This is a genomic window from Pseudomonas sp. LS-2 (genome assembly GCF_003605735.1).
Classification (GTDB): domain Bacteria; phylum Pseudomonadota; class Gammaproteobacteria; order Pseudomonadales; family Pseudomonadaceae; genus Aquipseudomonas.
On the sequence record NZ_QXTJ01000045.1, the window covers coordinates 193,014 to 218,582 of the forward strand.

Genomic DNA, 25,569 nt, shown 5'->3' on the forward strand with positions numbered 1-25,569 from the left:
AGTCACAGGATCAAATCACGCAGTTCATCAGGCATCGCGCCCGGTTTTTGAATGGCCGCAAGGTCAGCATCAGCAAGTGCGTTCCAGGCGTCCTCATCCCACAGTTGAAACTTGTTCAGTTGGCCGACCAGCATCACTCGCTTGTCGAGCTTGGCGTAGTCGCGCAAACGTGGCGGCACCAGAAAACGCCCACTGCCATCAAGTTCCAGATCAACCGCGTTACCGATCAACAGCCGCTGCAGACGACGGTTTTCTTCACGAAATGTGGCGAGCTCACGCAATTTGGCTTCGATCAGTTCCCATTCCGGGAGCGGATAGATGCACAAGCATGGATCGACGGTATCAATGGTCACGATCAACTGGCCGGCGCTACGCGAATCCAGCTCGTCACGGTACCGGCTCGGCATAGCGAGACGGCCCTTTGCATCGAGATTGATTGCGTTTGCACCACGAAACACAGGCGCGCTCTCCGAATATTATCTTTTTGCGCTAAAAAAACCCACTTCACGCCACTTTCCGCCACTCGCGCACACTATAGGAATGCGCCCACCACACCGTCAAGGCGACTTCTTAAGGAAAACCCTTACAGGACGGAGATTTAGGAGGGGTTGTGGAGTACTTCTGGAAAAATTCGGAACGTTCCTACAGATAAATCCGAGGAAACTCAGAAACATGAGGGTCGAAGTTAAAGTGATTTGTGAGGTTTAAGATTTTTTCGGCATTACGAGGAGGTTTCTGCGAGAGAAAAAGCAGAGAGGGGAAAAGGTGGAGAGTCGATCTGTAAGCCGGGTTCTGTCGAGGACAGTCATTCCTCTACGATGGCCATCACTGGACATCTTTAGCAACCTACCCGGTTCCAGCGCGGGCCACGCCTTGGAACCCTATTTGGTCTTGCTCCGAGTGGGGTTTACCTAGCCACGAACTGTTGCCAGCCGTGCGGTGCGCTCTTACCGCACCTTTTCACCCTTACCGGCACCGAAGTGCTTAGGCGGTTATTTTCTGTGGCACTTTCCGTAGGCTCGCGCCCCCCAGGCGTTACCTGGCACTCCGCCCTATGGAGCCCGGACTTTCCTCCCCCCGTCATTGCGGAACAATGAAAGGCAGCGACTGTCCAATCGACTCTCCGCCGCCAAGGTTAATGGCAGGGCGACACAAGAACAAGCTTTAAAAAACCTGTCATCCATCTATGTGACTGCCTGAGGGGGAAAGTTCACTCCCCTTTCTGCTTGTCGAGAGCGACTTGATACAAAAGATTCTTGCGCACCCCAGTGATCTCGGCCGCCAAAGCTGCTGCACGCTTGAGCGGCATCTCCTCCAGCAGCAGATCGAGCACCCGACGCGCTTCAGCACCGATTGCATCCTCACCTTCCGGCTCGCTCCAACCCGCCACCAGCACCACGCACTCGCCACGCTGCTGATTGCTGTCCGCCTCGACGAAGGCGCGCAGCTCTCCCAACGGCAAGCCCTTGAGCGTTTCGAACGTCTTGGTCAACTCTCGACCCAGCACGGCGGGACGATCCGCACCGAAGACTGCTTCCAGGTCCTGCAGACACTCGAGGATCCGATGCGGCGCCTCATAGAAGATCACGGTGCGCGGCTCTTCCTTCAGCAATTCAAGACGCGCCTTGCGCCCCACTGCCTTGGCTGGCAGAAACCCCTCGAAGATGAAGCGGTCGGACGGCAAGCCCGCTGCGCTAAGGGCCGCGATCAGCGCGCAGGCACCTGGAACCGGCACAACCTGAATGCCCGCAGCTCGAGCCTGACGCACCAGGTGATAGCCGGGATCGGAAATCAGCGGCGTGCCCGCATCGGAGATCAGCGCTACATCGTCGCCCGCCAGCAAACGCTGAATAAACCGACTGCCTTCTTCACGCTCGTTATGCTCGTGGCAGGCGGCGAGCGGGGTCGCTATGCCGAAATGTTGCATCAGCCGTAACGAATGCCGGGTATCTTCGGCAGCGATCAATGCCACCTCACGCAGTACCTTCAAGGCACGCACGCTCATGTCATCCAGGTTGCCGATCGGCGTGGCCACCACATAAAGCGAGCCTGTAGTGGAATTCAAAGCACCCGGAGCAGTCAAAGCGCACACCTCATGTTCGGTAAAAGCCTGCATTGTACAGGTTAAGGCGTCAGACACAGGGAGATTGAAGAATGGACGAATACATCTGCTCACACATCGACATCGCCGCCCACCGACAGGAAAAAACACTGTCCAAGCCGCACATTTGCGCTTCAGGGCGACCAATATCGCTGCTTTAACGCCTACGACATCGCGCCCAGGCCAGTGCTTGGGTACAATTCCACGCTAATTTGCTCGAGAATCAGGAACATACACATGATCGCTTGCCTGCGGCTGTTCTCTGCCCTCTGCCTTGCTGCCCTGTTGGCCGCTTGCGCCGGTTCGCCCTCTTCCAGCCTTGGCGAATTGCCACGCACCCCTGACGCCAGCATCGAGCAGTTGCTCGAACAAGCCGCTGCAGCCAAATCACCTGACCAGGCCGCATTGCTGCGACTGACCGCCGCCGACCTGGCCGCACGTCAGAACAACCCGAGTCGGGCTGCGAGCATTCTGGAACAGGTCCAGATGGATCAGCTCAAGACCGATAAACAGATTTACGCCAACACGCTGTCTGCCGAACTGGCCCTGGGCCGCAGCCAGCCGAAAGCTGCGCTGACCGCACTCAGTCACCCGAGCCTGCAGCATCTGGGTGAAATGCCCGTCGATCTGCAGACCCGCGCGCATACCGTTCGCGCTCGTGCGCTGGAAGCCGACGGCCAGGCCCTCGCCGCCGCCAGCGAGCGCGTATTCATGGGCCCGCTGCTACAAGGGGATGCCCTTGCCGCCAACAACGATGCCATCTGGACTCTGGTCGCGGCTCTGCCTCCTGAACAGCTGCAAAGCACTGCCAATGACGACATGGGCAGCTGGCTGAGCCTGGCTCGCGCCGTCAAAGGCGCTGGCACACTGGAACAGCAACAGGCGGCGATCGACAACTGGAAAGCGCAGAACCCGCAACACCCCGCTGCACGCCAATTGCCAACTTCGCTGGCTCAATTGCGTGACCTGAAAAGCGAACCGCTGACCAAGATCGCTTTGCTGCTCCCACAAGACGGCCCGCTCGCTTCCGTAGCGCGCGCTCTGCGTGATGGCTTCATGGCCGCTCACTACCAGGCGCAACAGGCCGGCCAGAAGCCACCTGCAATCGAGGTGTTCGACAGCTCCCGCGTGACCTCGATGGACGCTTTCTACGCCCAGGCCAAGGCGGCAGGCGTGCAGATGGTAGTCGGTCCGCTGGAAAAACCGCTGGTCAAGCAGCTGAGCACTCACCCGCAACTGCCCATCACTACCCTGGCCCTGAACTACAGCGACGCCACCGCTCAAGGTCCGGCCGAGCTGTTCCAGTTCGGCCTGGCTGCCGAAGACGAAGCGCGCGAAGTGGCACGTCGTGCCTGGGCCGATGGCAAACGCAACGCCGTGGCAATGGTGCCGAAAGGCGAATGGGGTGATCGCGTGCTCGAGGCGTTCCGCCAGAGCTGGCAAGCCAAGGGCGGTACCCTGCTGGGCGTAGAACGTATCGATCAACCGGTCGCACTCGCCCAGCAAGTGGCTGACCTGTTCCAGCTGCGTAATAGCGAGGGTCGTGCACAACGTCTGCAAAGCACCACTGGCGCGCAGATGGCAGCGCAACCGTCGCGCCGTCAGGACGTGGACTTCATGTTCCTGGCCGCCACCCCGCAGCAGGCGCAGCAAATCAAACCCACCATGGTCTTCCAGTACGCCGGGGACGTTCCGGTCTATGCCACGTCCCATCTGTTCACCAACAGTGGCGATCAGGCGATGTACAACGACCTGAGCGGCGTCCGTTTCTGCGAGACCCCCTGGCTGCTCAACGCCACCGACCCTCTGCGCCAGCAAGTCACCGCGCAATGGCCGCAAGCTGGCGGCAGCCTGGGTCGCCTGTATGCGATGGGGATCGACGCCTACCGCCTGGCCCCGCGCCTGACCCAACTCAAAACCCTGCCCGAAAGCCGCATCGATGGCCTGTCCGGAAGCCTGGCCATCGGTCAGGGTCAACGCATCGAGCGTCAGCTGCCTTGGGCAGAGTTCGTCGACGGCAAGGTGCAGCGCCTGCCGGACACCGCTCCTTGAAGACAGGCAACACGAAACAAACCGCAGGGCGCGAGGCTGAAGCCTACGCCCTGCGACACTTGCAGCAGCACGGTTTGACGCTCATCACGCAAAACTGGTCATGCAAACGCGGCGAGCTTGATCTGGTCATGCTCGACGGCGATACAGTAGTATTCGTGGAAGTTCGCTATAGGCGCCACGCCGGATGGGGTGGCGCGCTGGAAAGCGTAGATTTTCGCAAGCAGGAAAAGCTCATCCTGGCCGCGCACTGGTTTTTGCAGGTCGAATCGAAGTGGGCAGAGTCCGCATGCCGCTTCGATGTCGTTGCAATCAATGGCGACCCAGGCACCAGCCCTGCACTGAACTGGCTGCAGAATGCGTTCGACGCCTGAACCGGCTTTTCTCATGAAGCCCCGCGCGCTGATGCACCGACACAACCCATACCGTTTTTTGCTCTTTGCTTTGCGGGCTGCACAGTTTTGTGCCGGGAAGCCGATGACTTGTCTCACACCTCGCCCGACCAGCCGCCCCTATTAAGGTTTTCATAGATGGACATGCAATCCCGAATTCGCCAGCTTTTTCAGGCCAGCATCGATACCAAGCAACAGGCGATGGACGTTCTTGCACCTCACATCGAGCAAGCCAGCCAGGTCATGGTCAATGCCTTGCTGAACGAAGGCAAAATGCTTGCGTGCGGCAACGGTGGTTCGGCCGGTGATGCCCAACACTTCTCCTCGGAGCTGCTTAACCGTTTCGAGCGTGAGCGACCGAGCCTGCCGGCCATTGCGCTGACCACCGATACGTCGACCATTACCTCGATCGCCAACGATTACAGCTACAACGAAATCTTTTCCAAACAGATCCGCGCCCTGGGGCAGCCAGGCGATGTGTTGCTGGCGATTTCAACCAGCGGCAATTCGGCGAACATCATCCAGGCCATCCAGGCCGCGCATGACAGAGAAATGATTGTTGTGGCCTTGACCGGCCGCGACGGCGGCGACGTCGCTTCGCTGCTGCTGCCAGAAGACGTCGAAATCCGTGTCCCGGCCAAGGTCACCGCACGTATCCAGGAAGTCCACCTACTGTCGATCCACTGCCTTTGTGATCTGATCGACAGCCAATTGTTCGGGAGTGAAGAATGATATCCAAACGTCTCAGCCTACTGGCCCTGACGCTCTGCCTGGGCATCAGCGGATGCAGCTCGGTGATCAACGCCAGCCGCGAAGCACCGATCGACGACGACCGCGGCACTCGCACCTTCGGGAGCAAGATCGACGACTCGCTGATCGAAACCAAGGTGGCCGTGAACGTCGCCAAAGCCAGCCCCGATCTCGACAACAACTCACACATCGTGGTGACCAGTTTCAACGGCGTGGTACTGCTGGCCGGGCAGACGCCACGGGCCGACCTTAAGCAGCTGGCCGAGCAGACTGCCAGCCAGGTACAGAAGGTCAAGAAGGTCAACAACGAACTGCAGGTGATCGCCCCCTCTTCGATGCTGGCACGCAGCAACGACGCGTGGCTGACCAGCAAGATCAAGACCGAGATGCTGACTGATAGCGCCATCCCGGGTTCGCGAATCAAGGTCGTGACCGAGAACGGCATCGTCTACCTGCTGGGGCTGTTGACCCAGGCAGAAGCCAACCGTGCCACCAATCTGGTCCAGGGCGTTTCGGGCGTGCAGAAGATCGTGAAGCTCTTCGAATACATCGATTGATTCAGATCCCTGTAGGGGTGAGCTTGCTCGCGATGGGGGTTTGAGATTGAGTAAACGCATCACTGACCCAACGCAATCGCGAGCAAGCTCACGCCTACAAAAGATCGTATTCATGCTGCGCGACACAAAAAAGGCGATCCCTGGGGATCGCCTTTTTCGTTACTGAGCGGTCGACTACTTGACCACTTTCAGACTCGGCCGGCCGGAAGGGCGCGGCGGCTCGTCGTCTGGCGGCGGCACGTCGTCTTCCATGTCCAGCTCTTCATCATCGTCCACGGCAGGCTCCAGATCGAAGACCATGCCTTGACCGTTCTCACGAGCGTAAATACCCATGACCGCCGCCACAGGTACGTAGAGGCTGTGCGGTACACCGCCGAAGCGGCCTTCGAAACTCACTGCGTCGTTATCCATGTGCAGGTGACGCACGGCGCTTGGCGAGATATTGAGGACGATCTGCCCGTCATTGGCAAAACCTTGCGGGACTTGCACCGCCGGGTATTCGGCGTTAACCAGAATGTGCGGCGTACAATCGTTATCCACGATCCACTCATACAAAGCGCGGATCAGATAGGGGCGACTGGAGGTCATCAAACGGTTCCTTAAGCCTTAGCGCATGTCGCGTTCGGCAGCAGACAGGCTTGCCTGAAATGCCTCACGCGCAAACTGGCGCTCCATATAATCAAGCAACGGCTTGGCGGGCCGCGGCAACTCGATACCCAAAATCGGCAGGCGCCAGAGTATGGGCAATAGACAGCAGTCGACCAGACTTTGCTCGTCACTGAGGAAAAAAGGTTTCTCCGCAAACAGTGGCGACACACCGGTCAGACTTTCGCGCAACTCCTTGCGCGCCTGAACACGGGCAGCTTCTTTGCTGCGCGGGTCCAGAATGAGATCCACCAGGCCGCACCAGTCGCGCTGGATCCGATGGATCAGCAGACGGCTGTTGGCCCGAGCCACAGGGTAAACCGGCAGTAAAGGTGGATGCGGGTAACGCTCATCCAGGTATTCCATGACAACCGTCGACTCGTACAACGCCAGGTCACGATCGACCAGCGTCGGCACGCTGCCGTACGGATTCACCTCGATCAGTTTGGCCGGATGACGGCCTTCAACAACATCGATGATCTCGGCGCTGACACCTTTCTCGGCGAGCACAATGCGCACGCGATGGGAATAGTGGTCGGCGGGGTCGGAGTAACAGGCCAACCGATTGGTCACGCCCATGGCGGTCCTCCTCGCTTGTTAAATTTTCGAAAGCAGAAAAAACGAAACGCGCCCTGAAGGCGCCTCCGGCAACATCCACAATGAGCGGGTGTTCGTCGCGGGCGACAAGATAGCTCATTTACTCGAAGTAAATTCTGCAATCTTTCGCCCGTTACTATACCCGCTCCGCTTCCATTACCCGAACGAGGCTCTCCAGAGCGCGTTGCATCTACAGCACGGCAGGTCTTCTGTCAGTGAACATCCTTCCAGTATTCGCGCTTGAGCAAGTACGCGAAGATAAACAGCACCGCCAGATACAGCAGCACATAGGTGCCGATGCGCTGGTGTTGCAGCTTGACCGGGTTTGCCGAGTAGGCAAGGAAGGTCACCAGATTCTTGATCTTCTCGTCGAACTGCTCTTCGGTCAGGGTGCCGGTTTTGGGCACGATGGTCAGTTGATCGCAAGCCTCGTGAGTCAGCGGTGAGCCGGTCAATGGGTCGTATTGTTTCTTGCCGCCCTCTTCGACCTGAACCTGCTTGCACCCGATCACCTGACGACCTTGCAGCCCTACCAGAACGTTAGGCATCCCCACGTTAGGAAAGACTTTGTTATTCACGCCCCAGGGCCGCGCGGGATCCTCGTAGAACGAACGCAGATAACCGTAGAGCCAGTCAGTGCCGCGCACTCGCGCCACAAGGGTCAGGTCCGGTGGCGCAGCGCCAAACCAGGTCTTGGCATCGGCAGGCTGCATGCCGGCGACCATGTGATCGCCGATCTTCGCGCCGGTGAATACCAATTTCTCCAGCATCAGCTCGTGGGGAATCCCCAGATCATCCGCCACGCGCTCGTAACGCTGGAATTTGGCGCTGTGGCAACCCATGCAGTAGTTGACAAAAGTCCGCGCGCCGTCCTGCATGGCGACTTTATCGGAAACATCGATGTCGACACTTTCCAGCTCCGGACCACCGTGTTCGGCGGCGAAAGACAGGACAGGCAAGGCAGCAAGAATAAAAACAGCCAATAGCTTTTTCATCAGCCAGTCACCCTTTCCGGAACCGGTTTTGTCTTCTCGATGCGCGTGTAGAACGGCATCAGGATGAAGTAGGCGAAGTACAGGAACGTACACACCTGTGACAGCAACGCACGACCGGGACTGGGCGGCAGAACCCCCAGAATTCCCAGAATCACGAAGGCCACACAAAACACCAGCAACCAGATTCGGCTGAGCCAGCCTTTGTAGCGCATGGACTTGACCGGGCTTCGATCAAGCCACGGCAGAACGAACAGCACCGCGATCGCGGCCCCCATGGCCATGACGCCCATGAGTTTGTCTGGAATGGCGCGCAAGATCGCGTAGAACGGCGTGAAGTACCAGACCGGCGCGATGTGCTCCGGCGTCTTGAACGCGTTGGCCTGTTCGAAGTTGGGCTTCTCCAGGAAATACCCGCCCATTTCCGGGAAGAAGAACACGACCGAACAGAAGATGAACAGGAACACCACGACACCGACAATATCCTTGACGGTGTAGTACGGATGAAAGGCGATACCGTCCAGCGGCTTGCCGTTCTCGTCCTTATGCTTCTTGATGTCCACGCCGTCAGGGTTATTCGACCCGACCTCGTGCAGTGCCAGCACATGCAGCACAACCAGACCCAGTATGACGATTGGCAGCGCAACCACGTGCAGGGCGAAGAAACGGTTCAGTGTAATGCCGGAGATCAGGTAGTCACCGCGAATCCATTGAGTCAGGTCATTGCCGATGACCGGGATTGCGCCGAACAGCGAGATGATCACCTGCGCGCCCCAATACGACATCTGGCCCCATGGCAGCAGATACCCCATGAACGCCTCGGCCATCAGCGCCAGGTAAATCAACATGCCGAAGATCCACACCAGCTCACGCGGCTTCTGGTACGAGCCGTAGAGCAATCCGCGGAACATATGCAGGTAGACGACGATGAAGAACGCCGAGGCGCCTGTGGAGTGCAGCAGGCGCAGGATCGAGCCGTACTCGACATCGCGCATGATGTATTCGACAGACGCAAAAGCCTCTTCAGCCGAGGGCGTGTAACTCATCGTCAACCAGACGCCGGTGACGATCTGGTTGACCAGCACCAGCAGCGCCAGCGAGCCGAAGAAGTAGAAGAAGTTAAAGTTCTTGGGGGCGTAATACTTGCTGAGATGGTCTTCCCACATAGAAGTCGCAGGGAAGCGTGCATCGATCCAGTCCATGAATTTGCTCATTACGCTTTCTCCTGATCGACACCAATGACGATGATTGAGTCCGACTCGTAGGAATGCGGCGGCACTGGCAGATTCAGCGGTGCAGGTTGCGCTTTGTAGACGCGCCCGGCCAGGTCGTAATGGGAGCCGTGACAAGGACAGAAGTAGCCGCCCACCCAGTCCTTGCCCAGGTCTGCGGGCGCCACTTCAGGGCGGAACGTGGGCGAACAGCCCAGATGCGTACAGATTCCGATCAGCAGCAGCATCTCGGGCTTGATCGAGCGGACCACCGGATCAACGTAGGCAGGCTGAACGGAGTTCTTGGATTCGGGATCGGAAAGCTGGCCGGTGATCTTGCCCAGGTTGGTGAGGATTTCCGGCGTGCGGTGAACGATGAAGACCGGCTGCCCGCGCCATTCGGCAATCATCTGCTGGCCCGGCTCAATCTTGCTGATGTTGACTTTTACGGGTGCGCCAGCCGCTTTGGCTTTGGCGCTGGGAAACCATGACCCCACGAACGGGACCGCAGCCCCCACCGCTCCTGCTGCGCCAACCACGGAGGTGGCTGCGACAAGGAAGCGACGCCGGCCTGCATTCACGCCGTCATTGCTCATTCCGTCCTCTCCCATCAGCTTTTAGAGGCCTGCTTGGTCAGGCTTCTCTTTTGAATTATTTTTCTAGCTGTCAAAAAAACCTGCCGAATGGTAATTAAAAGCCCTTCAGGTCGCAAGGCTATTACCTTTTGGCGAAAACGGGAGGCCTTGTAGAACGGGGCATCCACGGATGAGTCGTGTCGTCACACCCAATAATAGACGCCCATAAAAAAACGCCCAGTTCCAAGAGGAAACTGAGCGTTCTTTTTGAACGAAAAGCGAATTAACGCTTCGAGTACTGCGGACGCTTACGCGCTTTACGCAGACCGACTTTCTTACGTTCAACTTCGCGAGCATCGCGAGTGACGAAGCCCGCTTTACGCAGAGCGCTACGCAGAGTTTCGTCGTATTGCATCAGAGCGCGGGTGATGCCGTGGCGGATTGCGCCAGCTTGACCACTCACACCACCGCCGATGACAGTGACGTAGATGTCGAACTTTTCGACAGTCGCGGTCAGTTCCAGTGGCTGACGAACTACCATGCGGGCAGTTTCGCGGCCGAAGAACGTGTCCAGGGAGCGGTTGTTGATGGAGATGTTACCGGTGCCCGGACGCAGGAAAACGCGAGCGGTTGCGGTCTTGCGACGGCCAGTGCCGTAATTTTGAGTCGCCGACATAATGAACTATTCCGTTAAAACTTCAGTTCTTGGGGCTGCTGAGCAGTATGAGGGTGTGCAGCGCCCGCATAGACTTTCAGCTTACGATACATGTCGCGACCCAGCGGGTTCTTAGGCAGCATGCCTTTGACCGCGGTCTCGATCACGCGCTCAGGAGCTTTGGCGATCAGCTTTTCAAAGTTGATCGACTTGATCCCGCCCGGGAAACCGGAGTGAGAGTAGTAGATCTTGTCGGAGGTTTTGGCACCAGTGACACGGATTTGCTCAGCGTTGATCACGACGATGTAGTCGCCAGTGTCGACGTGCGGAGTGTATTCCGGCTTGTGCTTGCCACGCAGACGGCTCGCGATTTCGGTGGCCAGACGACCCAGGGTCTGGCCAGCAGCGTCGACGACGAACCAGTCGCGCTTTACTGTTTCCGGTTTAGCGGTAAAAGTTTTCATTCTTTATAGCCTCAAAGGCCGCCCTGAAAAATAGACGGCGGAGCATACTCATTAGTACGGTCTTTGACAAGTCAAAGGCCGCCGGGCACGAACGCTATAGGGGGCTCGGGTCAGCGCGTTCGATCGCAGCGGTATCTTGTGGCGAGGGGCATCACTCCCACGACAAAGAGACGCGGAATTATGCAGATTGCGAAAAAAATTTCAACCTGCTTTTATGGCTCTTTTAAACAGGAGAGCCAGATGGACTACCGCAAACTGGGCAGAACCGATCTCAATGTCAGCGCAATCTGCCTCGGCACGATGACCTGGGGCGAGCAAAACAGCGAGTCCGAGGCCTTCGCCCAGATCGAACGTGCCAAAGCCGCAGGCATCAATTTCATCGACACCGCCGAGATGTATCCGGTGCCGCCGAAGAAAGAAACCTACGCCAGCACCGAGACAATCATCGGCAACTGGTTCAAGAAAAGCGGTGACCGCGCCGACTGGATTCTCGCCAGCAAGATCGCCGGCCCCGGCAACGGCATCGATTACATTCGTGACGGTCACCCGAAATTCAACCGCGAGCATATCGTTGCCGCCGTTGACGCGAGCCTCAAGCGTTTGCAGACCGACTACCTGGACCTTTATCAGCTTCACTGGCCGGAGCGCAGCACCAACTTTTTCGGCAAACTGGGCTACACCCACAGCGACGAGCAGTTCACGCCGCTGCTTGAGGTGCTCCAGGCGCTGGATGAGCAGGTCAAGGCAGGCAAGATTCGCCATGTCGGCCTGTCTAACGAAACCGCGTGGGGCACGATGAAGTTTCTGGCGGAGTCGCAGACGCACGGGCTGACACGTCCGGTGTCGATCCAGAACCCGTACAACCTGCTCAACCGCAGCTTCGAAGTGGGTCTTGCGGAAGTGGCGATTCGTGAACAGTGCGGTCTGCTGGCGTATTCGCCGATGGCGTTCGGCATGCTGTCCGGCAAGTACGAGAATGGCGCCCGTCCGCCGAAAGGTCGTCTGAGCCTGTACAGCCGCTTTACCCGTTACTTCAATCCGCAATCGGAAGCGGCGTGTGCCCGGTATGTGGCTCTGGCCCGAGAGCACGATCTGGACCCGGCACAAATGGCTCTGGCGTTCGTCACCAGCCGCACGTTCGTGACCAGCAACATCATTGGTGCAACGACGCTGGAACAGCTGGACAGCAATCTGGAAAGCTTCAATCTGGTGCTGTCCGAGGAAGTGCTGGCTGGCATCGAAGCGATTCACAAGGATCAGCCCAATCCTGCGCCTTGAGAAGACTTGATGAACGCTGCATAGACCTTCTGTAGCAGTCCGGCTCGCCGGCGGTGGCGTAAGCGAGAACGCTACCGCCGGCAAGCCGGACTGCTACAGGGGATCTTATCGCTGCAGGGATTCGGGTCCCTCAGCAAGATCGATGCATTATCCCTACAAAGCCCGCGCAATGATCTCTTTCATGATCTCGTTGGTGCCAGCGTAAATCCGCTGCACTCGCGCATCCGCCCAGGCGCGGGCTATCGGGTACTCCCACATGAAACCGTAGCCGCCGTGCAGCTGGACGCACTCGTCGAGCACCTTGCATTGCAGATCGGTGGACCAGTACTTGGCCATCGCAGCGGTCGGCACATCCAGCTTGCCATCCAGATGCAATTCCAGACAGCGATCAATGAAGGTACGGCCGATCTGCACCTCGGTCGCGATCTCGGCCAGTTTGAAGCGCGTGTTCTGAAAGTCGGCGATGGCCTGGCCGAATGCCTTGCGCTCGCGGGTGTATGCCAAGGTCCATTGCAAGGCCGACTCCGCCGAGGCGATGGCACCGATAGCGACAGTGAGGCGCTCCTGCGGCAACTCCTGCATCAGATAGGCAAAGCCCATCCCGGCCTGCCCCAGAAGGTTTTCCTTAGGAATTCGTACATCCTGAAAGAATAGTTCAGACGTGTCCTGCGCCTTCATGCCGACTTTTTCCAGACGCTTGCCCTTCTCGAATCCAGGCGTCCCCGCTTCCACCAGAAACAGGCTGGTGCCCTTGGCGCCTGCTTTGGGATCGGTCTTGGCGACCACGATGACCAGGTCAGCCAGAAAACCGTTGGTGATAAACGTTTTGGAACCATTGATAACGTACTCGTCGCCGTCCAGCACGGCCGTGGTCTTGACTCCCTGCAGATCGGAACCGGCGCCCGGCTCGGTCATGGCAATCGCGGTCACCAGCTCGCCAGACACCATTTTCGGCAAGTACTTGTGCTTCAGGGCCTCACTTGCGTAATGCAGGATGTAGGGCGCGACGATGTCCGAGTGCAGGGAAAACCCGATCCCGGTCAGGCCCAATCGGTAGATTTCTTCGATGACCACCGTGGTGTAGAGAAAATCAGCCGCCATGCCGCCATATTCTTCCGGCAGGTGCGAACACAACATGCCTTGCTCGCCCGCCTTGTTCCACAGCGCGCGATCCACATGCCCCTGCTTCTCCCATTGCGCATGAAATGGCGCGGCTTCCTGTTCGAGGAACTTACGGACGCTGTCGCGAAAAAGCTCGTGCTCGGAGCTGAAAAGTGTTCTTGGAAGCATGGGACACCTTGGCTTGGGGATTGTCGGACACAGCGGCATCCAGAGCGTATGCCGAGGCGATTGACGACGACACTGGACACATCAGACAAAAAATAAGACGATCACGCCGTTGCTTGACCACTTTCCCATATAAGAACAACAGATCATGTCTACTCAACCAAACGTGCCGTTGCGGCGCGTCAGCATCCTCGCGATTGACGGAATCTTCGCCTCCACCCTGACTCAGGCCAAAGACTTCTTCCATCTGGCCAGCCTGCGTTATGGCAAACAGCTGGGCCAGGGGCTCAAACCCGCGTTCGAAACCCGACTGGTCAGCCCGGACGGCCAACAGGTGCGCAGCTTCAGTGAAGTCGTGTTACCTGTGGACGGTGCACTGGAAAGCGCCGACATCATCATCCTCCCCGCCTTCGTCGACAATTTCGACACCCTGCGCGAACGTTACCCGCAAATCCTGCCCTGGTTGCGCGAACAGCACGCCCGAGGCGCAGTGCTCTGCGGCGAAGCGAGCGGTGTGTTCTGGCTCGCGGAGGCCGGTTTGCTGGACGGCAAAGAGGCCACGACTTACTGGCGCTTCTTCAACGAGTTCGCCGAACGCTTCCCCGGTGTTCTGCTCAATCAGGAAAAACACCTGACCGACGCCGATAATCTGTACTGCGCCGGCGGCACGATCTCCGCGTGCGATCTGTATATCTACCTGATCGAGCGCTTCTGCGGCGCCAACGTCGCGCAGACCGTGGCGCGGGACATTCTGTATGAAGTACAGCGCAGCTATGCGCCGGGCCGGATCGGCTTCGGGGGCCAGAAACTGCATCAGGACGTGATCATCCTGCAGATCCAGCATTGGCTGGAGGGGCACTTCGCTGACAAATTCCGTTTCGAAGACGTCGCTCGCGAACACGGCATGAGCATTCGCAACTTCATGCGCCGCTTCCAGACGGCCACCGGCGACAAGCCGCTGCATTACTTGCAGCGCCTGCGCATCGAAACCGCCAAGGGCCTGCTCTCTGGCTCGCGCAAAAGCATCAAGACCATCAGCTACGAAGTCGGCTACGACGACGCCAGCTTTTTCGCCCGCCTGTTCCGGCAACATACTGATCTGTCACCGAATCAGTATCGCCAGCAATTTCAGCAGGCGGCCTGAACACGGAAAACGATCGCCCAACTGATTGTGCGCTACATAGCTATGACCCTCCTGCCCGTCCTCTTCAGTAGCCTGATATCCATCACGCCACACTGAAGAGGACCGGTCAGGATGACCATTGGATCGAGCTACGAATACCCCGCCAAAATAGCCAGACACTTTGCCGCCCAGCCACATTCGAACTGGGCCGCACGCTTCCCCAACCCGCCCGACCTGTGTTTCGACTACCGCAAGCTGGTTGAACAGCACGACGGCATCGCCAGCGCCAGCGGAACACCCCACAAGATCTGCATCATCGGCGCCGGGGTCACGGGACTCGTGGCCGCACGGGAACTGCTTCGCTGCGGCTTCACCGATGTCACGCTGATCGAGCAATCACACCGTATCGGTGGCCGCCACCTGACCATCAACCGTCCGATGTCTGATGAAGGCCATGCATTGACGCCTTTCGAAATGGGCGCGATGCGCATGCCCTTTTTCAACACCGCCGAGGAAGCCCCCAAAGAGGGTCGCTCGCTGATGGCGTATTACGCTCAACTCTTCGACTTGAAGATCTCCGACTTTCCCAATCCAGGCACGCCTGTGGTGAAGGCGACCGGCATCTATCTTCAGGACGGTCTGGTGGCTGGCTCATCAGAACCGCAATTGCTGATCTGGAACAACCAACAGGGCCATACCCCACCGCCCACCCAGACGCTTCAAAGCGTCTTCGACAAATGGCAAACCTTCGCTCACCGGATGACGCGACAGGTCGCGGCCAGCTATGGCGGTCATGAGTGGGAAGCGATGTGGGCCGCCATCGTCGAGCGCTATCACAGCGTTTCATTTCGTGATCTGGTCACGCTTGCGCCTTTGAACAGCTGGAACAAGAAAGCACCGGGAGACTTCGGTGGACTGGGGATGACGGCGGAAGAATCGAGGATTTTCTATTCCATCGGTATCGGCGACGGCAGTTGGGGCGCCTTCTACGACGTTTGCTGCCTGTATCCGATCAGGACCGCGATATTCGGATTCAGCAGTCATCTGCAACTGGTCCATGGCCGGGTGGATGAACGCGGCATCGCTCTCGATGCGCCACATCTGAATGTAACTGCGCTGCCCGACAGCAGCGGAAATGAATTTGACGGGCCCCGCTATCTTGGTCTGGCGGCGCTCGACGAATGCCTGCTGCACATGCCAATCGATGACGCTCGCCCCTCGTTCTATGAGCACTGCTTGCAGCGTGGGTCGGGCCTGCTGACAAATTCACGGGTGACTAAACTCAGCAAACTGGACAGCGGCAAAACCCGCGTTCATTTCGAGACGCAGACCAGTGGCGGCGGTCGGACGCAACCAATGGCCGATGATTTCGACTCTGTCATCCTGACCCTGCCCTCGTGGCTGATCGAAACGCAGATCCGACTCGAGGGATATTCAAGATCCGAACTGCCCTATTCCATCATCAACGCTTATAAAACGGCCCACTGGGAGACCAGTTGCAAAGTGTATGCGCCGTTGAAGAAAGGTTTTCTATCCAGCAACAGTAAGATCCCGCAAATATTGGTCACCGACAGTTTCGTGCATGACGTCTACCTGTATCGCTACAACGATCACTACAGCGACGACTGCATCTTGCTGAGTTACACATGGGAAGACGACGCGACCAAACTTGCGTCATTCAAAGATCCGGAGCTGGTCGAAAAATGTATCACCGAACTGGATCGTATCTTGATGAGCTGCAGCAATGTTCAGGAGCGACTGTCGCCTTATATCGACGCTGATCAGGCTGTCGTCCAACGCTGGGTGACTGACCGTAACGCACTGGGCTGCGCCAAGCTCTACCGCCCCGGCACATACCACGACGCGGTGAGCCTGATGGGTTACAACCGCGAGTACAGCGCAGAATCCGGTCTCTATCTTTCAGGGGAGTCGTTTTCTGTCGATGCGGGATGGACAGAGCCCTGCTTGCGTGGCGCCGTCGATGCGGTCATTCATATCTGCGACAAGACCGGAGCCCGGTTCCACGGTGGATTTTCAATGCAGGATTATCCGCACTATCACACGGCGAACTGACGGAAATATTCAAGGACTGTCCGACTTCATATCCAGAAGACGGCTGTTTTCAAAACTTGGCTATTAACGCTTACGATCAAAATATCGGCGATAAAAACCTATAGGAACTTTCCGACAAGACTCTCAGAAACGGCCTGCTTGCCCAACCCATTTGAATGCAATCTTATAACCAAGCCATTCAAACGAATAACAAACAGGCCAATCTCATGCATAACAAAAAAGCCGTCAGCCCCATCCGCGTCGCGGTAGTTCAGTGCGATCCTCAGTGCGGAACCGAGCATCGTGAACGCAACCAGCAGCTCTGTCTGAGCCTTGCGCTTGACGCGGTGAAAGGCGGTGCCAACCTGATCGTTCTGCCGGAGCTGTCCAGCACCGGCTATACCTTCGAAACCCGCGAGCAGGCATTCGAACACGCCGAATCGATCCCCGATGGCCCCAGCGTGCAGAAGTGGATGGGGTTCGCTCGCGAACACAACGTCTATCTGGCCGCAGGGCTGGTCGAACAGGCGGGCATGAAGCTGTTTGATTCGGCGGTTCTGGTGGGGCCCGATGGATTCATCGGGAACTACCGAAAAGCCCATCTCTGGAATCAGGAGAAACTCTGGTTTTCGCCGGGCGATCTCGGCTTCCCGGTCTTCGAAACGCCTATCGGACGCATCGGCCTGCTGATCTGCTGGGACATCTGGTTTCCAGAAGTCCCTCGTCTGTTGAGCCAGCAAGGCGCTGACATCATCTGCAGTTTGAACAACTGGGTCTGGACACCTCCTCCGCTGTTCGACGAAGCCGGCAGGTGCATGGCGACTTACCTGACGATGACAGCGGCACACGTCAACAACGTGTTCATCGCGGCGGCCAATCGTGTCGGCACCGACCGGGGCGAGCGCTTTCTGGGGTGCTCGCTGATTGCCGGCACCAACGGCTGGCCGTTGGGGCCGGTCGCCGATGCCGAGCAGGAAACGATTATCTACGCCGATATCGACCTGAGCAGTACACGCAGCGCCCCGATCTGGAACGACCTCAACGACCTGCATCGAGATCGTCGCTGCGACGTCTACGGTTCGATGCTGGGCTACACCGTCCATCCTCAACTGCCACGCTGAGGAGGCCAGTGATGAACAATGCCTTCCGTCATGAACACAACCGTTCTGTCCAATTGAGGATCCTGGCCTCGTTTTTGTCGCTGACCGGAGTGCTTGCCGCTGTAGCGGTCTCCATTCTGTGCGGCTTGTGGCTGATACAGGACCTGCAGCTACAGACTCGTTGGCCCGGTTATCAGGACATTGTCGAAAACCTGCATTTGCCCGCTTCCTGGTGGCGATGGGCAGTCGGGGACATCAGCGAATTCGCCTTCTACAAACACGAGTTCGCATCCATCGGGCTCATGGCCGGGGCGGCGCTGGCGTATTTCGGCGCTCGCAATGGCAAGGCCTGGGCGGGGTTCCCCATCTGCTACGGCACCGGGCTTTGGCCATGGCTGGTCTTCAGCTCGCTGCTCGGTCTGCTTTTGAGCAACCTGCTCTGGGGCTGGACGCTGTCGCAGCAAGGCTGGCAACCCACCTTCGTCGCATTCGTGTCGCTTCCCGCCGCCATGGTGCTGCTGTTCGGCCGGGGTTGGCGCGTGGCGCTCAGCGGCGCGCTACTGGGGGCGCTTCTGGTCACGCCGATGGCCTTGCTGATCGTCAACTATGTTTGTAATCCCCTGGCATTGCCGGCAGTGGTCGGCAACGTGCTGGGGATGGCGCTGGCCAGCATCGTGGCGTTTCAGATCTGCCGGTGGTTTCCAGCATTGGTTCAGGGACGTGAATCCGACGCCAAGCCGGCCAGCAAAACCGCTCCGCCAGCAGTCCCCCGCTACGACACAAGGTGGGTGCTGAGGCGCGTCCTGGCCGACTTTTCCGAAGCGCCGTTCTTCGGCAACGAACTGGCGAGTCTGGGTTTGCTGTTGGGGGTGGCAGTGGCCTTTGTGCTTAATCCGCACAGCCCGGCATACGGGTCCGGCCTGCTTCCGACACTGGTCGGCGCGCAATTGCTGAGTGCTGCCATCGGCGTTCTGATCTGGCGCAAGCAGTGGATAAACCGTGGCTGGTATCCAACCTATATCCCGCTGGTGTCGGTGGTGCCTGCCGCCATACTGACCCATGGCGACAGCCTGCCGGTCATCCTGCTGAGCGCGTTTCTCGGGGCGCTGATCGCGCCACCCTTGGCAACAGCAATCGCGACCCGCCTGCCTGGATACATGCACCCTTACATAGCCAACGTCCTGTCGATGGCGATCAGCACGCTGATGATCGTACCAATGGCAGGCGGCGTGAATCAGCTTTTCTGACCGTCAAGGGCTACGGTGGGGAAGGTTTCAAGAGGAGGGAAACGTAGACCTGTAGCAACCCGGTTGGCCGGCAGCGGCGCGTGATCGTTCGCCACCGGCAGCCGGGCTGTTACAGAAGATCGCGGATCAAGGCTTGTGAGCGCGAGACAGAAACTCGTGGGACTGCATTTCCAACAGACGGCTCAACGTACGCTGAAACTCGAAGTTCAGACGGCCGCCGGTGTACAGGTCCTTCAACTCGACTTCCGCCGAGATGATCAACTTGACGTTGCGGTCGTAGAATTCGTCAACCATGTTGATGAAGCGGCGCGCGATGTCGTCAGTGGTGACGCTCATTTGCTCGACGCCACTGAGCAGCACAGCGTGGAAAATCTTGCCCAACTCGATGTAATCGTTCTGGCTGCGCGGGCCGTCGCACAGTTCGCGGAAGTCGAACCAGGCAACGTCGTCACAGGTGCGAAGCGCCTTGATCTGACGGTTCTCAATGATCAGCACATCGTTTTCGACGGCTTTGGTGCATTCCGGGGTCAGCGCGCGGAAGCTTTTGCGCATGCTGTCCTGGGCGGCCTCGTTCAGCGGGAAGTGGAACAGCTCGGCCTGCTCCAGATGGCGCAGACGATAATCCACGCCGCTGTCGACGTTGACGATTTCGGTGTTCTGTTTGATCAGGGCAATGGCCGGCAGGAAACGCGCACGTTGCAGACCGTCCTTGTACAGGCCGTCCGGCACGATGTTCGAAGTGGCGACCAGCGTCACGCCATTCTTGAACAGCTCTTCCATCAGCGTGCCGAGAATCATGGCGTCGGTGATGTCCGAAACGAAGAATTCGTCGAAACAGATGACCCGAGCTTCGCCCGCGAACTGCTTGGCGATGAGGGTAAGCGGGTTTTTCTCGCCTTTGAGGTTCTTCATTTCCTCGTGCACGCGCTTCATGAAGCGGTGAAAGTGCGTGCGCATCTTGTCTTCGAACGGCAGCGCTTCGAAGAAGGTGTCGACAAGGTAAGTCTTGCCACGGCCCACTCCGCCCCAGAAATACAGGCCTTTGACCACTGTGACTTCTTTCTTGCCGAACAGCTTGCCGAACAGGCCTGGCTTGCTCTCATGGGCAGCGACCAGATCGTCGTACAGACGCTGCAGATGACGCACAGCGTTTTCCTGAGCGGCATCGTGGAAGAATTCGGGCTTCTTGAGGTCGTTCTGATAGCTTTCTAGGGGGGTCATATTCGTTAGCTAGGGAGCAAAAACGGGCCGCCACTGTAGCGATGGCCCGTTGGAATGGCAATTAATCCTGTTGTGGCGCCAACGCCAGTTTCAGGCTCTCGATTGCAGCGTCACGCGCCGTAGCGTCGGCGAATGCGGGACTGTCCGCGACGCATGCGCCTTCCAGCCATACGGTGAACGCGTCACCTTCCGTCCGAATGTCCGGCTCACCACCCTGCTGCAACTGTTTGGTCACAGCGCCTGCGGTCTTGCCGTCGGCAAAGGTGCGCGACAACAGCAGTTGCTCGCCATCGGCCGCCAGCAGGCGGAAACGGAAGCCGTCGTCCTCACGGAAGCTGACGAAACGTGCGCCCTTGCTGGCTTTTTTCTTGGTGGCCGCGGCGGTTTGTGTGGTTGTGCGGAACGAACGCAGGCCTACCGCTTCGCGCAGTTCACCCAGGAACGGTGTCGCGATGCGACGAGCCTTCTGCGCGCCGGTCTGCAGAATGTCTTCCAGATCGGCGGGCCGTTCAATCAGACGATGGTAGCTCTCGCGCGCCTCACCCAACTCGCCGTCCAGTAACTGGAACAGACGCTGTTTGGCGTCGCCCCAGCCCAGACCTTGCAGCAGATCAGCGCGGAATTCGTCGCTCTGCTCCTTGCTGGCGAAGGCCTGGTACAGGGTGAACAGGTGCGAGTTGTCCGGGTCCTTGGCTTCGCCCGGCAGACGCGAGTCGGTGACGATGCGCGAAATCGCGTCCTTCATCTCTTTGGCGCTGCTGAACAACGGGATGGTGTTGTCGTAGCTCTTGGACATCTTGCGACCGTCGAGGCCTGGCAGCGTCGCCACGCTTTCCTCGATCAATGCCTCGGGCATGACGAAGAACTCTTTGCCATTGCCGAACAGATGGTTGAAGCGCTGCCCGATGTCACGGGCCATTTCGACGTGCTGGATTTGATCACGGCCGACCGGGACCTGATGAGCGTTGAACATCAGGATGTCGGCGGCCATCAGCACCGGGTAGCTGAACAGGCCCATGGTGATGCCTGCATCCGGGTCTTCGCCGGCGTCGACGTTCTTGTCCACCGATGCTTTGTAGGCGTGGGCACGGTTGAGCAGGCCTTTGGCCGCGACGCAGGTCAGCAGCCAGGTCAGCTCGGGGATTTCCGGAATGTCGGACTGGCGATAGAACGTCACACGGTCGACGTCCAGGCCGGCAGCGAGCCAGGTCGCGGCGATTTCCAGACGCGAGCGCTGGATGCGCAGCGGGTCATCGCACTTGATCAGTGCGTGATAGTCGGCCAGGAAATAGAACGAATCGGCATCGCTCTGGCGGCTGGCGACGATGGCCGGGCGAATCGCGCCCGCGTAGTTGCCCAGGTGAGGCGTGCCGGTGGTGGTGATACCGGTCAGGATACGAGTGGTCATGTCTAGTCGCTTATTTGGGTGCTGCGATCAGTTCGAGAGGCGCGGCAGGACCAGATCCTTGAGATCGGTCAGCTTGCCGTGGAAAAAGTGTCCGCATTCTGCCACTTTCAGCAGCTCATGGGGGCGAGACAGTGCATCAGACCAGGCATATACCAGCTGTGGGTCGACCACTTCGTCGGTTTCCGGCTGAATCAGGGTCAGAGGCCCTTTTTGCGGCAGCGCGCTCGGGTCGGCGATGCGCATCACTGCCGGCGCGACCATGAAGAGGTGACTCAGGGTTTCGCCCTTGGCTTCGAGACGACCGCCAAGGGTGGCAGCGACAAATCCGCCGAAGGAAAATCCGAACAGCGTCATCGGCAGATCGGGGTGTTTTTCCCGCAGCCAGACCGCCGCGGCTTCTGCGTCATCCACCTCGCCCTGGCCCATGTCGGAACTGCCCGCGCTGGCACCGACGCCACGGTAATTGAAACGCAGAGTGATATATCCTGCGTCCCGAGCCGTGCGTTGCAGGGTGGAGATCACTTTATTGAGCATCGTGCCGCCCTGAACCGGGTTAGGATGGCAGATCAGCGCCACGCCCTTGGCCCCTTCCAGGTCAAGGTACAAGGCTTCGAGTTGGCCCACCGGGCCGTCGATGAATACAGGGGTTTCACGCATGAGCAAGAATGAACTCCGTGACCTTCAATTGGGTCGACTCGTCTAGCTGATTGTCTGTGGCTGGCATATCGGCGACGCGTCGCCGCTATACAGCGCAGGTTCGAGCCGTTAACGTAAAGCAAAGCCGTTTATAGAGGAAGGACTCGTGGATTACTCGCTCTTAGTTTGGTTGCTGCCGACTATTGCCCTGATCGCCGGTGTAGTCATCGGTTTCTTCGTGGCGCGTGCGCTGCCCAATGCCGCGCCTAACAGCACTCAGCGCCAGCTGGATGACGTTCAGGAGCGTTTCGACACGTATCAGAACGAGGTGATCACTCACTTCAACAGTACGGCTAATCTGGTGCAGAAGCTGTCCCAGAGCTATCAGGATGTACAGGAACACCTCGCCGAGGGCGCCAACCGCCTGGCCACCGACGACCTGACCCGCCAACGTTTGCTGGCCGCCCTGCACCCGGAAGCGAATCAGGCCCCACGCGACCGCCTGACGCCACCGCGCACCGCCGCCGAGCCACCACGGGACTATGCCCCGAAGATGCCGAACACACCCGGCATGCTGGATGAGCATTACGGCTTGAAGAAGTAAGCTGTCACACAACACACAGCCCGCCCCTGAGCAATCAGCGGCGGGCTTTTTATGGGCTGGAGCAAAGGACTCATGTAGGAGCGTGCTTGCCCGCGAAAGTGATGGGTCAGCAACAAATGCGCCGGCAGAAGAAATGCATTCGCGGGCAAGCGCGCTCCGACGAGAGTCCCTGATCGTGCCCACGCTCCGCGTGGGTATGCAGCCCAGGACGCTCCGCGTCCGCTGCATTGGGACGCAGAGCGTCTCGGGCGGCGTTACCACGCGGAGCGTGGGAACGATCAAGAAGTGAGCAGATACACCCTGAAAAAGCCCGCCGCTGAGGTGATCAGCGCCGGGCTTTTTCGTGGGTATTCGGAAATGCCTTACACGCTCGCCAGAAACAGCCGGTTACGACGACATCAAGCAAGCCATAACCTCTGCCTGAGATCTCTGGAGGGGCCATGCACATCATCAAGACAATTGCGGCTTGCGTTGCGCTGACCGGTTGCGTTCCGGCGGACTGCGTCAGCGGCTGCTATATCACGGAACAGCAGGCGTACGAGACGAGGTGGGAACAGCTGTGCGAGAAGCACACATTTGACCGCAGATGTGAGGGGCGTTCGCCGTCGCCGGCTTTGTGAGTTTTTGATTCTGGCCGGAGGCCGTAGGAGCAGACACGGCGAACGGCACAAAAAAACCCGCCATCACCGGCGGGTTTCTTGTGGAGCAGTCGAGATTTAGATCGCGCCACGTGCTCGCAGCAGATCCAGCACTTGCTTGACGCTTTCTTCCACGTTCAGCGTCTGGGTGTCGATGACCAGATCGGCATCCAGCGGTACGTCGTACGGGAAGGACTCACCCGGGATGTTGTCCTTGTCGGCGGCGTACAGGCCCTGAGGATCGCGTTGACGGCAAACCTGAGGCGAGGCCTGGACGTAGACAGTGATCAAGCGATCATCGCCAATCAGCGCCTTGGCGTTCTGACGACCTGCCGCATCCGGCGCAACGAATGCTGCCAATGTCAGCAAGCCTGCTTCGTTGAACTGACGGGCGACGTGAGCGGCACGGCGCCAGTTCTCGGTGCGACCGGCGCGATCCTGCGGCAGCCCCTTGTTCAGGTCTTGGCGCAGGTTCTGGCCATCCAGGACAAACACCGCGCGGCCCATGTCGAACAGCTTGCGTTCAACGGCATACGCCAGGGTGCTCTTGCCTGCGCCCGACAGACCGCTGAACAGCACGGTCGCAGGCTTCTGGCCGAAACGCTGAGCACGCTCTTCCACCGACACATGCGCCAGTGCGCCGTGGTGATTGCCCGCGCCTGCGGTCAACGGCTTGGCGATGATCATGCCCGCTGCAACGGTGCCATTGGTCAAACGGTCGATGACGATGAAAGCGCCGGTGGTGCGGTTGCTGTCGTAACCGTCCAGCGCGATCGGCGCATCGAGGGCGATTTTCACGCGGCCGATTTCGTTGAGTTGCAAGGCGCTGGCTGCGCCCTCTTCCAGCGTATTCACATCAACGCGGTGCGTAATGCTGGCAATCGAACCCGGCACGTAGGACGTGGCGCGCTTGATGTCGTATTTCTTGCCCGGCAGCATCGGCTCTTCAGCCATCCACACCAGCATGGCGTCGAAGGAATCGGCCACTTGTGGGACGTTGTCGGCATGCACCAACAGATCGCCGCGGGAGATGTCGATCTCGTCTTCCATGGTCAGGGTCACGGCCTGTCCAGGACCGGCGTGTTCCAGCTCACCTTCGAAGGTGACGATGGATTTCACACGGCTGCTCTTGCCCGATGGCAGAACGATAACCTCATCGCCCTTGCGCACGATACCGCTGGCCAGCGTACCGGCGAAGCCACGGAAGTTCAGGTTCGGACGGTTGACGTACTGCACCGGGAAGCGCAGGTCGTCGAAGTTGCGGTCGTTGGCGATCTCGACGGTTTCGAGGATCTCCATCAGCGATTTGCCGGTGTACCAGGGCGAGCGCTCGCTCTTGTTCACCACGTTGTCGCCCTTGAGCGCCGACATCGGAACGAATTCCATGGTCGTCGGCTTCAGGGAAATGCGGTCGGCAAACTTCAGGTAATCGGCCTTGATCTGCTCGAAGATTGTCTCGTCGAAGCCATTGAGGTCCATCTTGTTGATGGCGACCACGATGTGCTTGATGCCCAGCAATGATGCAATGTAACTGTGACGACGGGTCTGGGTCTGCACGCCATAACGGGCATCGACCAGGATGATCGCCAGGTCACAGGTGGACGCACCGGTGGCCATGTTGCGTGTGTACTGCTCATGGCCGGGAGTGTCGGCAATGATGAACTTGCGTTTGGCAGTCGAGAAATAGCGGTAGGCCACATCGATGGTGATGCCCTGCTCGCGCTCGGCCTGCAGACCGTCCACCAGCAACGCCAGGTCGACGTCATCGCCCGTGGTACCGGACTTCTTGGAATCGCGGGTAATGGCTTCCAGGTGATCTTCGTAGATCATCTTGGAGTCGTGCAGCAGGCGACCGATCAACGTGCTCTTGCCGTCGTCGACGTTGCCACAGGTCAGAAAACGCAACATCTCTTTGCGTTCGTGCTGGCCCAGATAGGCGAGGATGTCCTCGCTGATCAATTCAGATTGATGCGACATGTTCAGACAC

General features: G+C 58.7%; 24 protein-coding genes and 1 other RNA gene. 10 read left to right on the plus strand and 15 right to left on the minus strand.

Annotated features, from left to right (window positions below; all coding sequences use genetic code 11):
* Nucleotides 1-2: 2 nt before the first annotated feature.
* From mraZ to rsmI, 3 genes are all read right to left on the minus strand, one after another.
* Entirely contained in the window at nucleotides 3-458 is a 456-nt protein-coding gene (gene mraZ, locus D3M70_RS29415) for a division/cell wall cluster transcriptional repressor MraZ (protein WP_108236909.1), read from the minus strand.
* Nucleotides 459-765: 307 nt separating this feature from the next.
* An RNA gene (rnpB, locus tag D3M70_RS29420) (RNase P RNA component class A) lies at nucleotides 766-1,123 on the minus strand.
* An 87-nt stretch (nucleotides 1,124-1,210) separates the two neighbouring features.
* Complete coding sequence (gene rsmI, locus D3M70_RS29425) at nucleotides 1,211-2,116, minus strand: 16S rRNA (cytidine(1402)-2'-O)-methyltransferase (protein ID WP_120129555.1); 906 nt, start codon at nucleotides 2,114-2,116, stop codon at nucleotides 1,211-1,213.
* A 222-nt stretch (nucleotides 2,117-2,338) separates the two neighbouring features.
* On the opposite strand from rsmI, the gene D3M70_RS29430 reads away from it, so the two are divergent.
* From D3M70_RS29430 to D3M70_RS29445, 4 genes are all read left to right on the plus strand, one after another.
* Nucleotides 2,339-4,153, plus strand: a complete 1,815-nt coding sequence (locus D3M70_RS29430; protein WP_120129556.1) for a penicillin-binding protein activator — start codon at nucleotides 2,339-2,341, stop codon at nucleotides 4,151-4,153.
* A complete protein-coding gene (locus D3M70_RS29435) occupies nucleotides 4,150-4,524 on the plus strand; it encodes a YraN family protein (protein WP_120129558.1) in 375 nt (124 codons plus the stop codon). Before D3M70_RS29430 ends, D3M70_RS29435 begins: the two co-directional genes overlap by 4 nt.
* 156 nt (nucleotides 4,525-4,680) lie before the next feature.
* Entirely contained in the window at nucleotides 4,681-5,274 is a 594-nt protein-coding gene (locus D3M70_RS29440) for a phosphoheptose isomerase (RefSeq protein ID WP_120129559.1), read from the plus strand.
* Nucleotides 5,271-5,849, plus strand: a complete 579-nt coding sequence (locus D3M70_RS29445) for a BON domain-containing protein (RefSeq protein ID WP_120129561.1) — start codon at nucleotides 5,271-5,273, stop codon at nucleotides 5,847-5,849. The genes D3M70_RS29440 and D3M70_RS29445 overlap by 4 nt, the downstream gene beginning before the upstream one ends.
* Before the next feature lie 174 nt (nucleotides 5,850-6,023).
* Here D3M70_RS29445 and D3M70_RS29450 read toward each other — a convergent pair whose 3' ends face one another.
* From D3M70_RS29450 to rplM, 7 genes are all read right to left on the minus strand, one after another.
* Complete coding sequence (locus tag D3M70_RS29450) at nucleotides 6,024-6,437, minus strand: ClpXP protease specificity-enhancing factor (protein WP_120129563.1); 414 nt, start codon at nucleotides 6,435-6,437, stop codon at nucleotides 6,024-6,026.
* Between the two features lie 18 nt (nucleotides 6,438-6,455).
* A complete protein-coding gene (locus tag D3M70_RS29455; protein WP_074753905.1) occupies nucleotides 6,456-7,073 on the minus strand; it encodes a glutathione S-transferase N-terminal domain-containing protein in 618 nt (205 codons plus the stop codon).
* 230 nt (nucleotides 7,074-7,303) lie between these two features.
* Entirely contained in the window at nucleotides 7,304-8,086 is a 783-nt protein-coding gene (locus D3M70_RS29460) for a cytochrome c1 (RefSeq protein ID WP_120129564.1), read from the minus strand.
* Nucleotides 8,086-9,297, minus strand: coding sequence for a cytochrome bc complex cytochrome b subunit (locus D3M70_RS29465; RefSeq protein WP_120129566.1), 1,212 nt, complete (start codon nucleotides 9,295-9,297; stop codon nucleotides 8,086-8,088). The genes D3M70_RS29460 and D3M70_RS29465 overlap by 1 nt, the downstream gene beginning before the upstream one ends.
* A complete protein-coding gene (gene petA / locus D3M70_RS29470) occupies nucleotides 9,297-9,890 on the minus strand; it encodes a ubiquinol-cytochrome c reductase iron-sulfur subunit (protein WP_120129567.1) in 594 nt (197 codons plus the stop codon). Before petA ends, D3M70_RS29465 begins: the two co-directional genes overlap by 1 nt.
* A 262-nt stretch (nucleotides 9,891-10,152) precedes the next feature.
* The gene (gene rpsI, locus D3M70_RS29475) at nucleotides 10,153-10,545 is read right to left on the minus strand and encodes a 30S ribosomal protein S9 (protein ID WP_120129569.1); all 393 of its coding nucleotides are present in this window, start codon (nucleotides 10,543-10,545) and stop codon (nucleotides 10,153-10,155) included.
* Nucleotides 10,546-10,559: 14 nt separating this feature from the next.
* Nucleotides 10,560-10,988 (minus strand): 50S ribosomal protein L13, encoded by a 429-nt coding sequence (rplM, locus tag D3M70_RS29480; RefSeq protein WP_062384256.1) that lies wholly within the window; start codon nucleotides 10,986-10,988, stop codon nucleotides 10,560-10,562.
* Nucleotides 10,989-11,228: 240 nt separating this feature from the next.
* Here rplM and D3M70_RS29485 point away from each other — a divergent pair, with 240 nt between their 5' ends.
* Nucleotides 11,229-12,266, plus strand: a complete 1,038-nt coding sequence (locus D3M70_RS29485; protein WP_120129570.1) for an NADP(H)-dependent aldo-keto reductase — start codon at nucleotides 11,229-11,231, stop codon at nucleotides 12,264-12,266.
* A 153-nt stretch (nucleotides 12,267-12,419) separates the two neighbouring features.
* On the opposite strand, the gene D3M70_RS29490 is transcribed toward D3M70_RS29485, so the two are convergent.
* Complete coding sequence (locus tag D3M70_RS29490; protein ID WP_120129572.1) at nucleotides 12,420-13,556, minus strand: acyl-CoA dehydrogenase family protein; 1,137 nt, start codon at nucleotides 13,554-13,556, stop codon at nucleotides 12,420-12,422.
* A 244-nt stretch (nucleotides 13,557-13,800) separates the two neighbouring features.
* On the opposite strand from D3M70_RS29490, the gene D3M70_RS29495 reads away from it, so the two are divergent.
* The 4 genes from D3M70_RS29495 (at nucleotide 13,801) to D3M70_RS29510 (ending at nucleotide 19,075) form a co-directional block, all read left to right on the plus strand.
* Nucleotides 13,801-14,697: a GlxA family transcriptional regulator gene (locus D3M70_RS29495; RefSeq protein ID WP_165869932.1), complete on the plus strand. Its 897-nt coding sequence runs from the start codon at nucleotides 13,801-13,803 to the stop codon at nucleotides 14,695-14,697.
* A 111-nt stretch (nucleotides 14,698-14,808) separates the two neighbouring features.
* Entirely contained in the window at nucleotides 14,809-16,749 is a 1,941-nt protein-coding gene (locus D3M70_RS29500) for an FAD-dependent oxidoreductase (protein WP_120129575.1), read from the plus strand.
* Between the two features lie 206 nt (nucleotides 16,750-16,955).
* Entirely contained in the window at nucleotides 16,956-17,849 is an 894-nt protein-coding gene (locus D3M70_RS29505; protein ID WP_120129905.1) for a nitrilase family protein, read from the plus strand.
* 11 nt (nucleotides 17,850-17,860) lie between these two features.
* Complete coding sequence (locus tag D3M70_RS29510; RefSeq protein WP_120129577.1) at nucleotides 17,861-19,075, plus strand: hypothetical protein; 1,215 nt, start codon at nucleotides 17,861-17,863, stop codon at nucleotides 19,073-19,075.
* A gap of 126 nt (nucleotides 19,076-19,201) precedes the next feature.
* Here the strand turns inward: D3M70_RS29510 and zapE are convergent, their stop codons facing one another.
* From zapE to D3M70_RS29525, 3 genes are all read right to left on the minus strand, one after another.
* A complete protein-coding gene (zapE, locus tag D3M70_RS29515) occupies nucleotides 19,202-20,296 on the minus strand; it encodes a cell division protein ZapE (protein ID WP_120129578.1) in 1,095 nt (364 codons plus the stop codon).
* A 61-nt stretch (nucleotides 20,297-20,357) separates the two neighbouring features.
* Nucleotides 20,358-21,704: a tryptophan--tRNA ligase gene (locus D3M70_RS29520; RefSeq protein WP_120129580.1), complete on the minus strand. Its 1,347-nt coding sequence runs from the start codon at nucleotides 21,702-21,704 to the stop codon at nucleotides 20,358-20,360.
* Between the two features lie 27 nt (nucleotides 21,705-21,731).
* Nucleotides 21,732-22,361: an alpha/beta hydrolase gene (locus tag D3M70_RS29525; RefSeq protein WP_120129582.1), complete on the minus strand. Its 630-nt coding sequence runs from the start codon at nucleotides 22,359-22,361 to the stop codon at nucleotides 21,732-21,734.
* A gap of 145 nt (nucleotides 22,362-22,506) precedes the next feature.
* On the opposite strand from D3M70_RS29525, the gene D3M70_RS29530 reads away from it, so the two are divergent.
* Nucleotides 22,507-22,944, plus strand: a complete 438-nt coding sequence (locus D3M70_RS29530) for a YhcB family protein (RefSeq protein WP_120129583.1) — start codon at nucleotides 22,507-22,509, stop codon at nucleotides 22,942-22,944.
* A 716-nt stretch (nucleotides 22,945-23,660) separates the two neighbouring features.
* On the opposite strand, the gene cysN is transcribed toward D3M70_RS29530, so the two are convergent.
* Nucleotides 23,661-25,559, minus strand: a complete 1,899-nt coding sequence (cysN, locus tag D3M70_RS29540) for a sulfate adenylyltransferase subunit CysN (protein ID WP_120129586.1) — start codon at nucleotides 25,557-25,559, stop codon at nucleotides 23,661-23,663.
* Nucleotides 25,560-25,569: the final 10 nt, after the last annotated feature.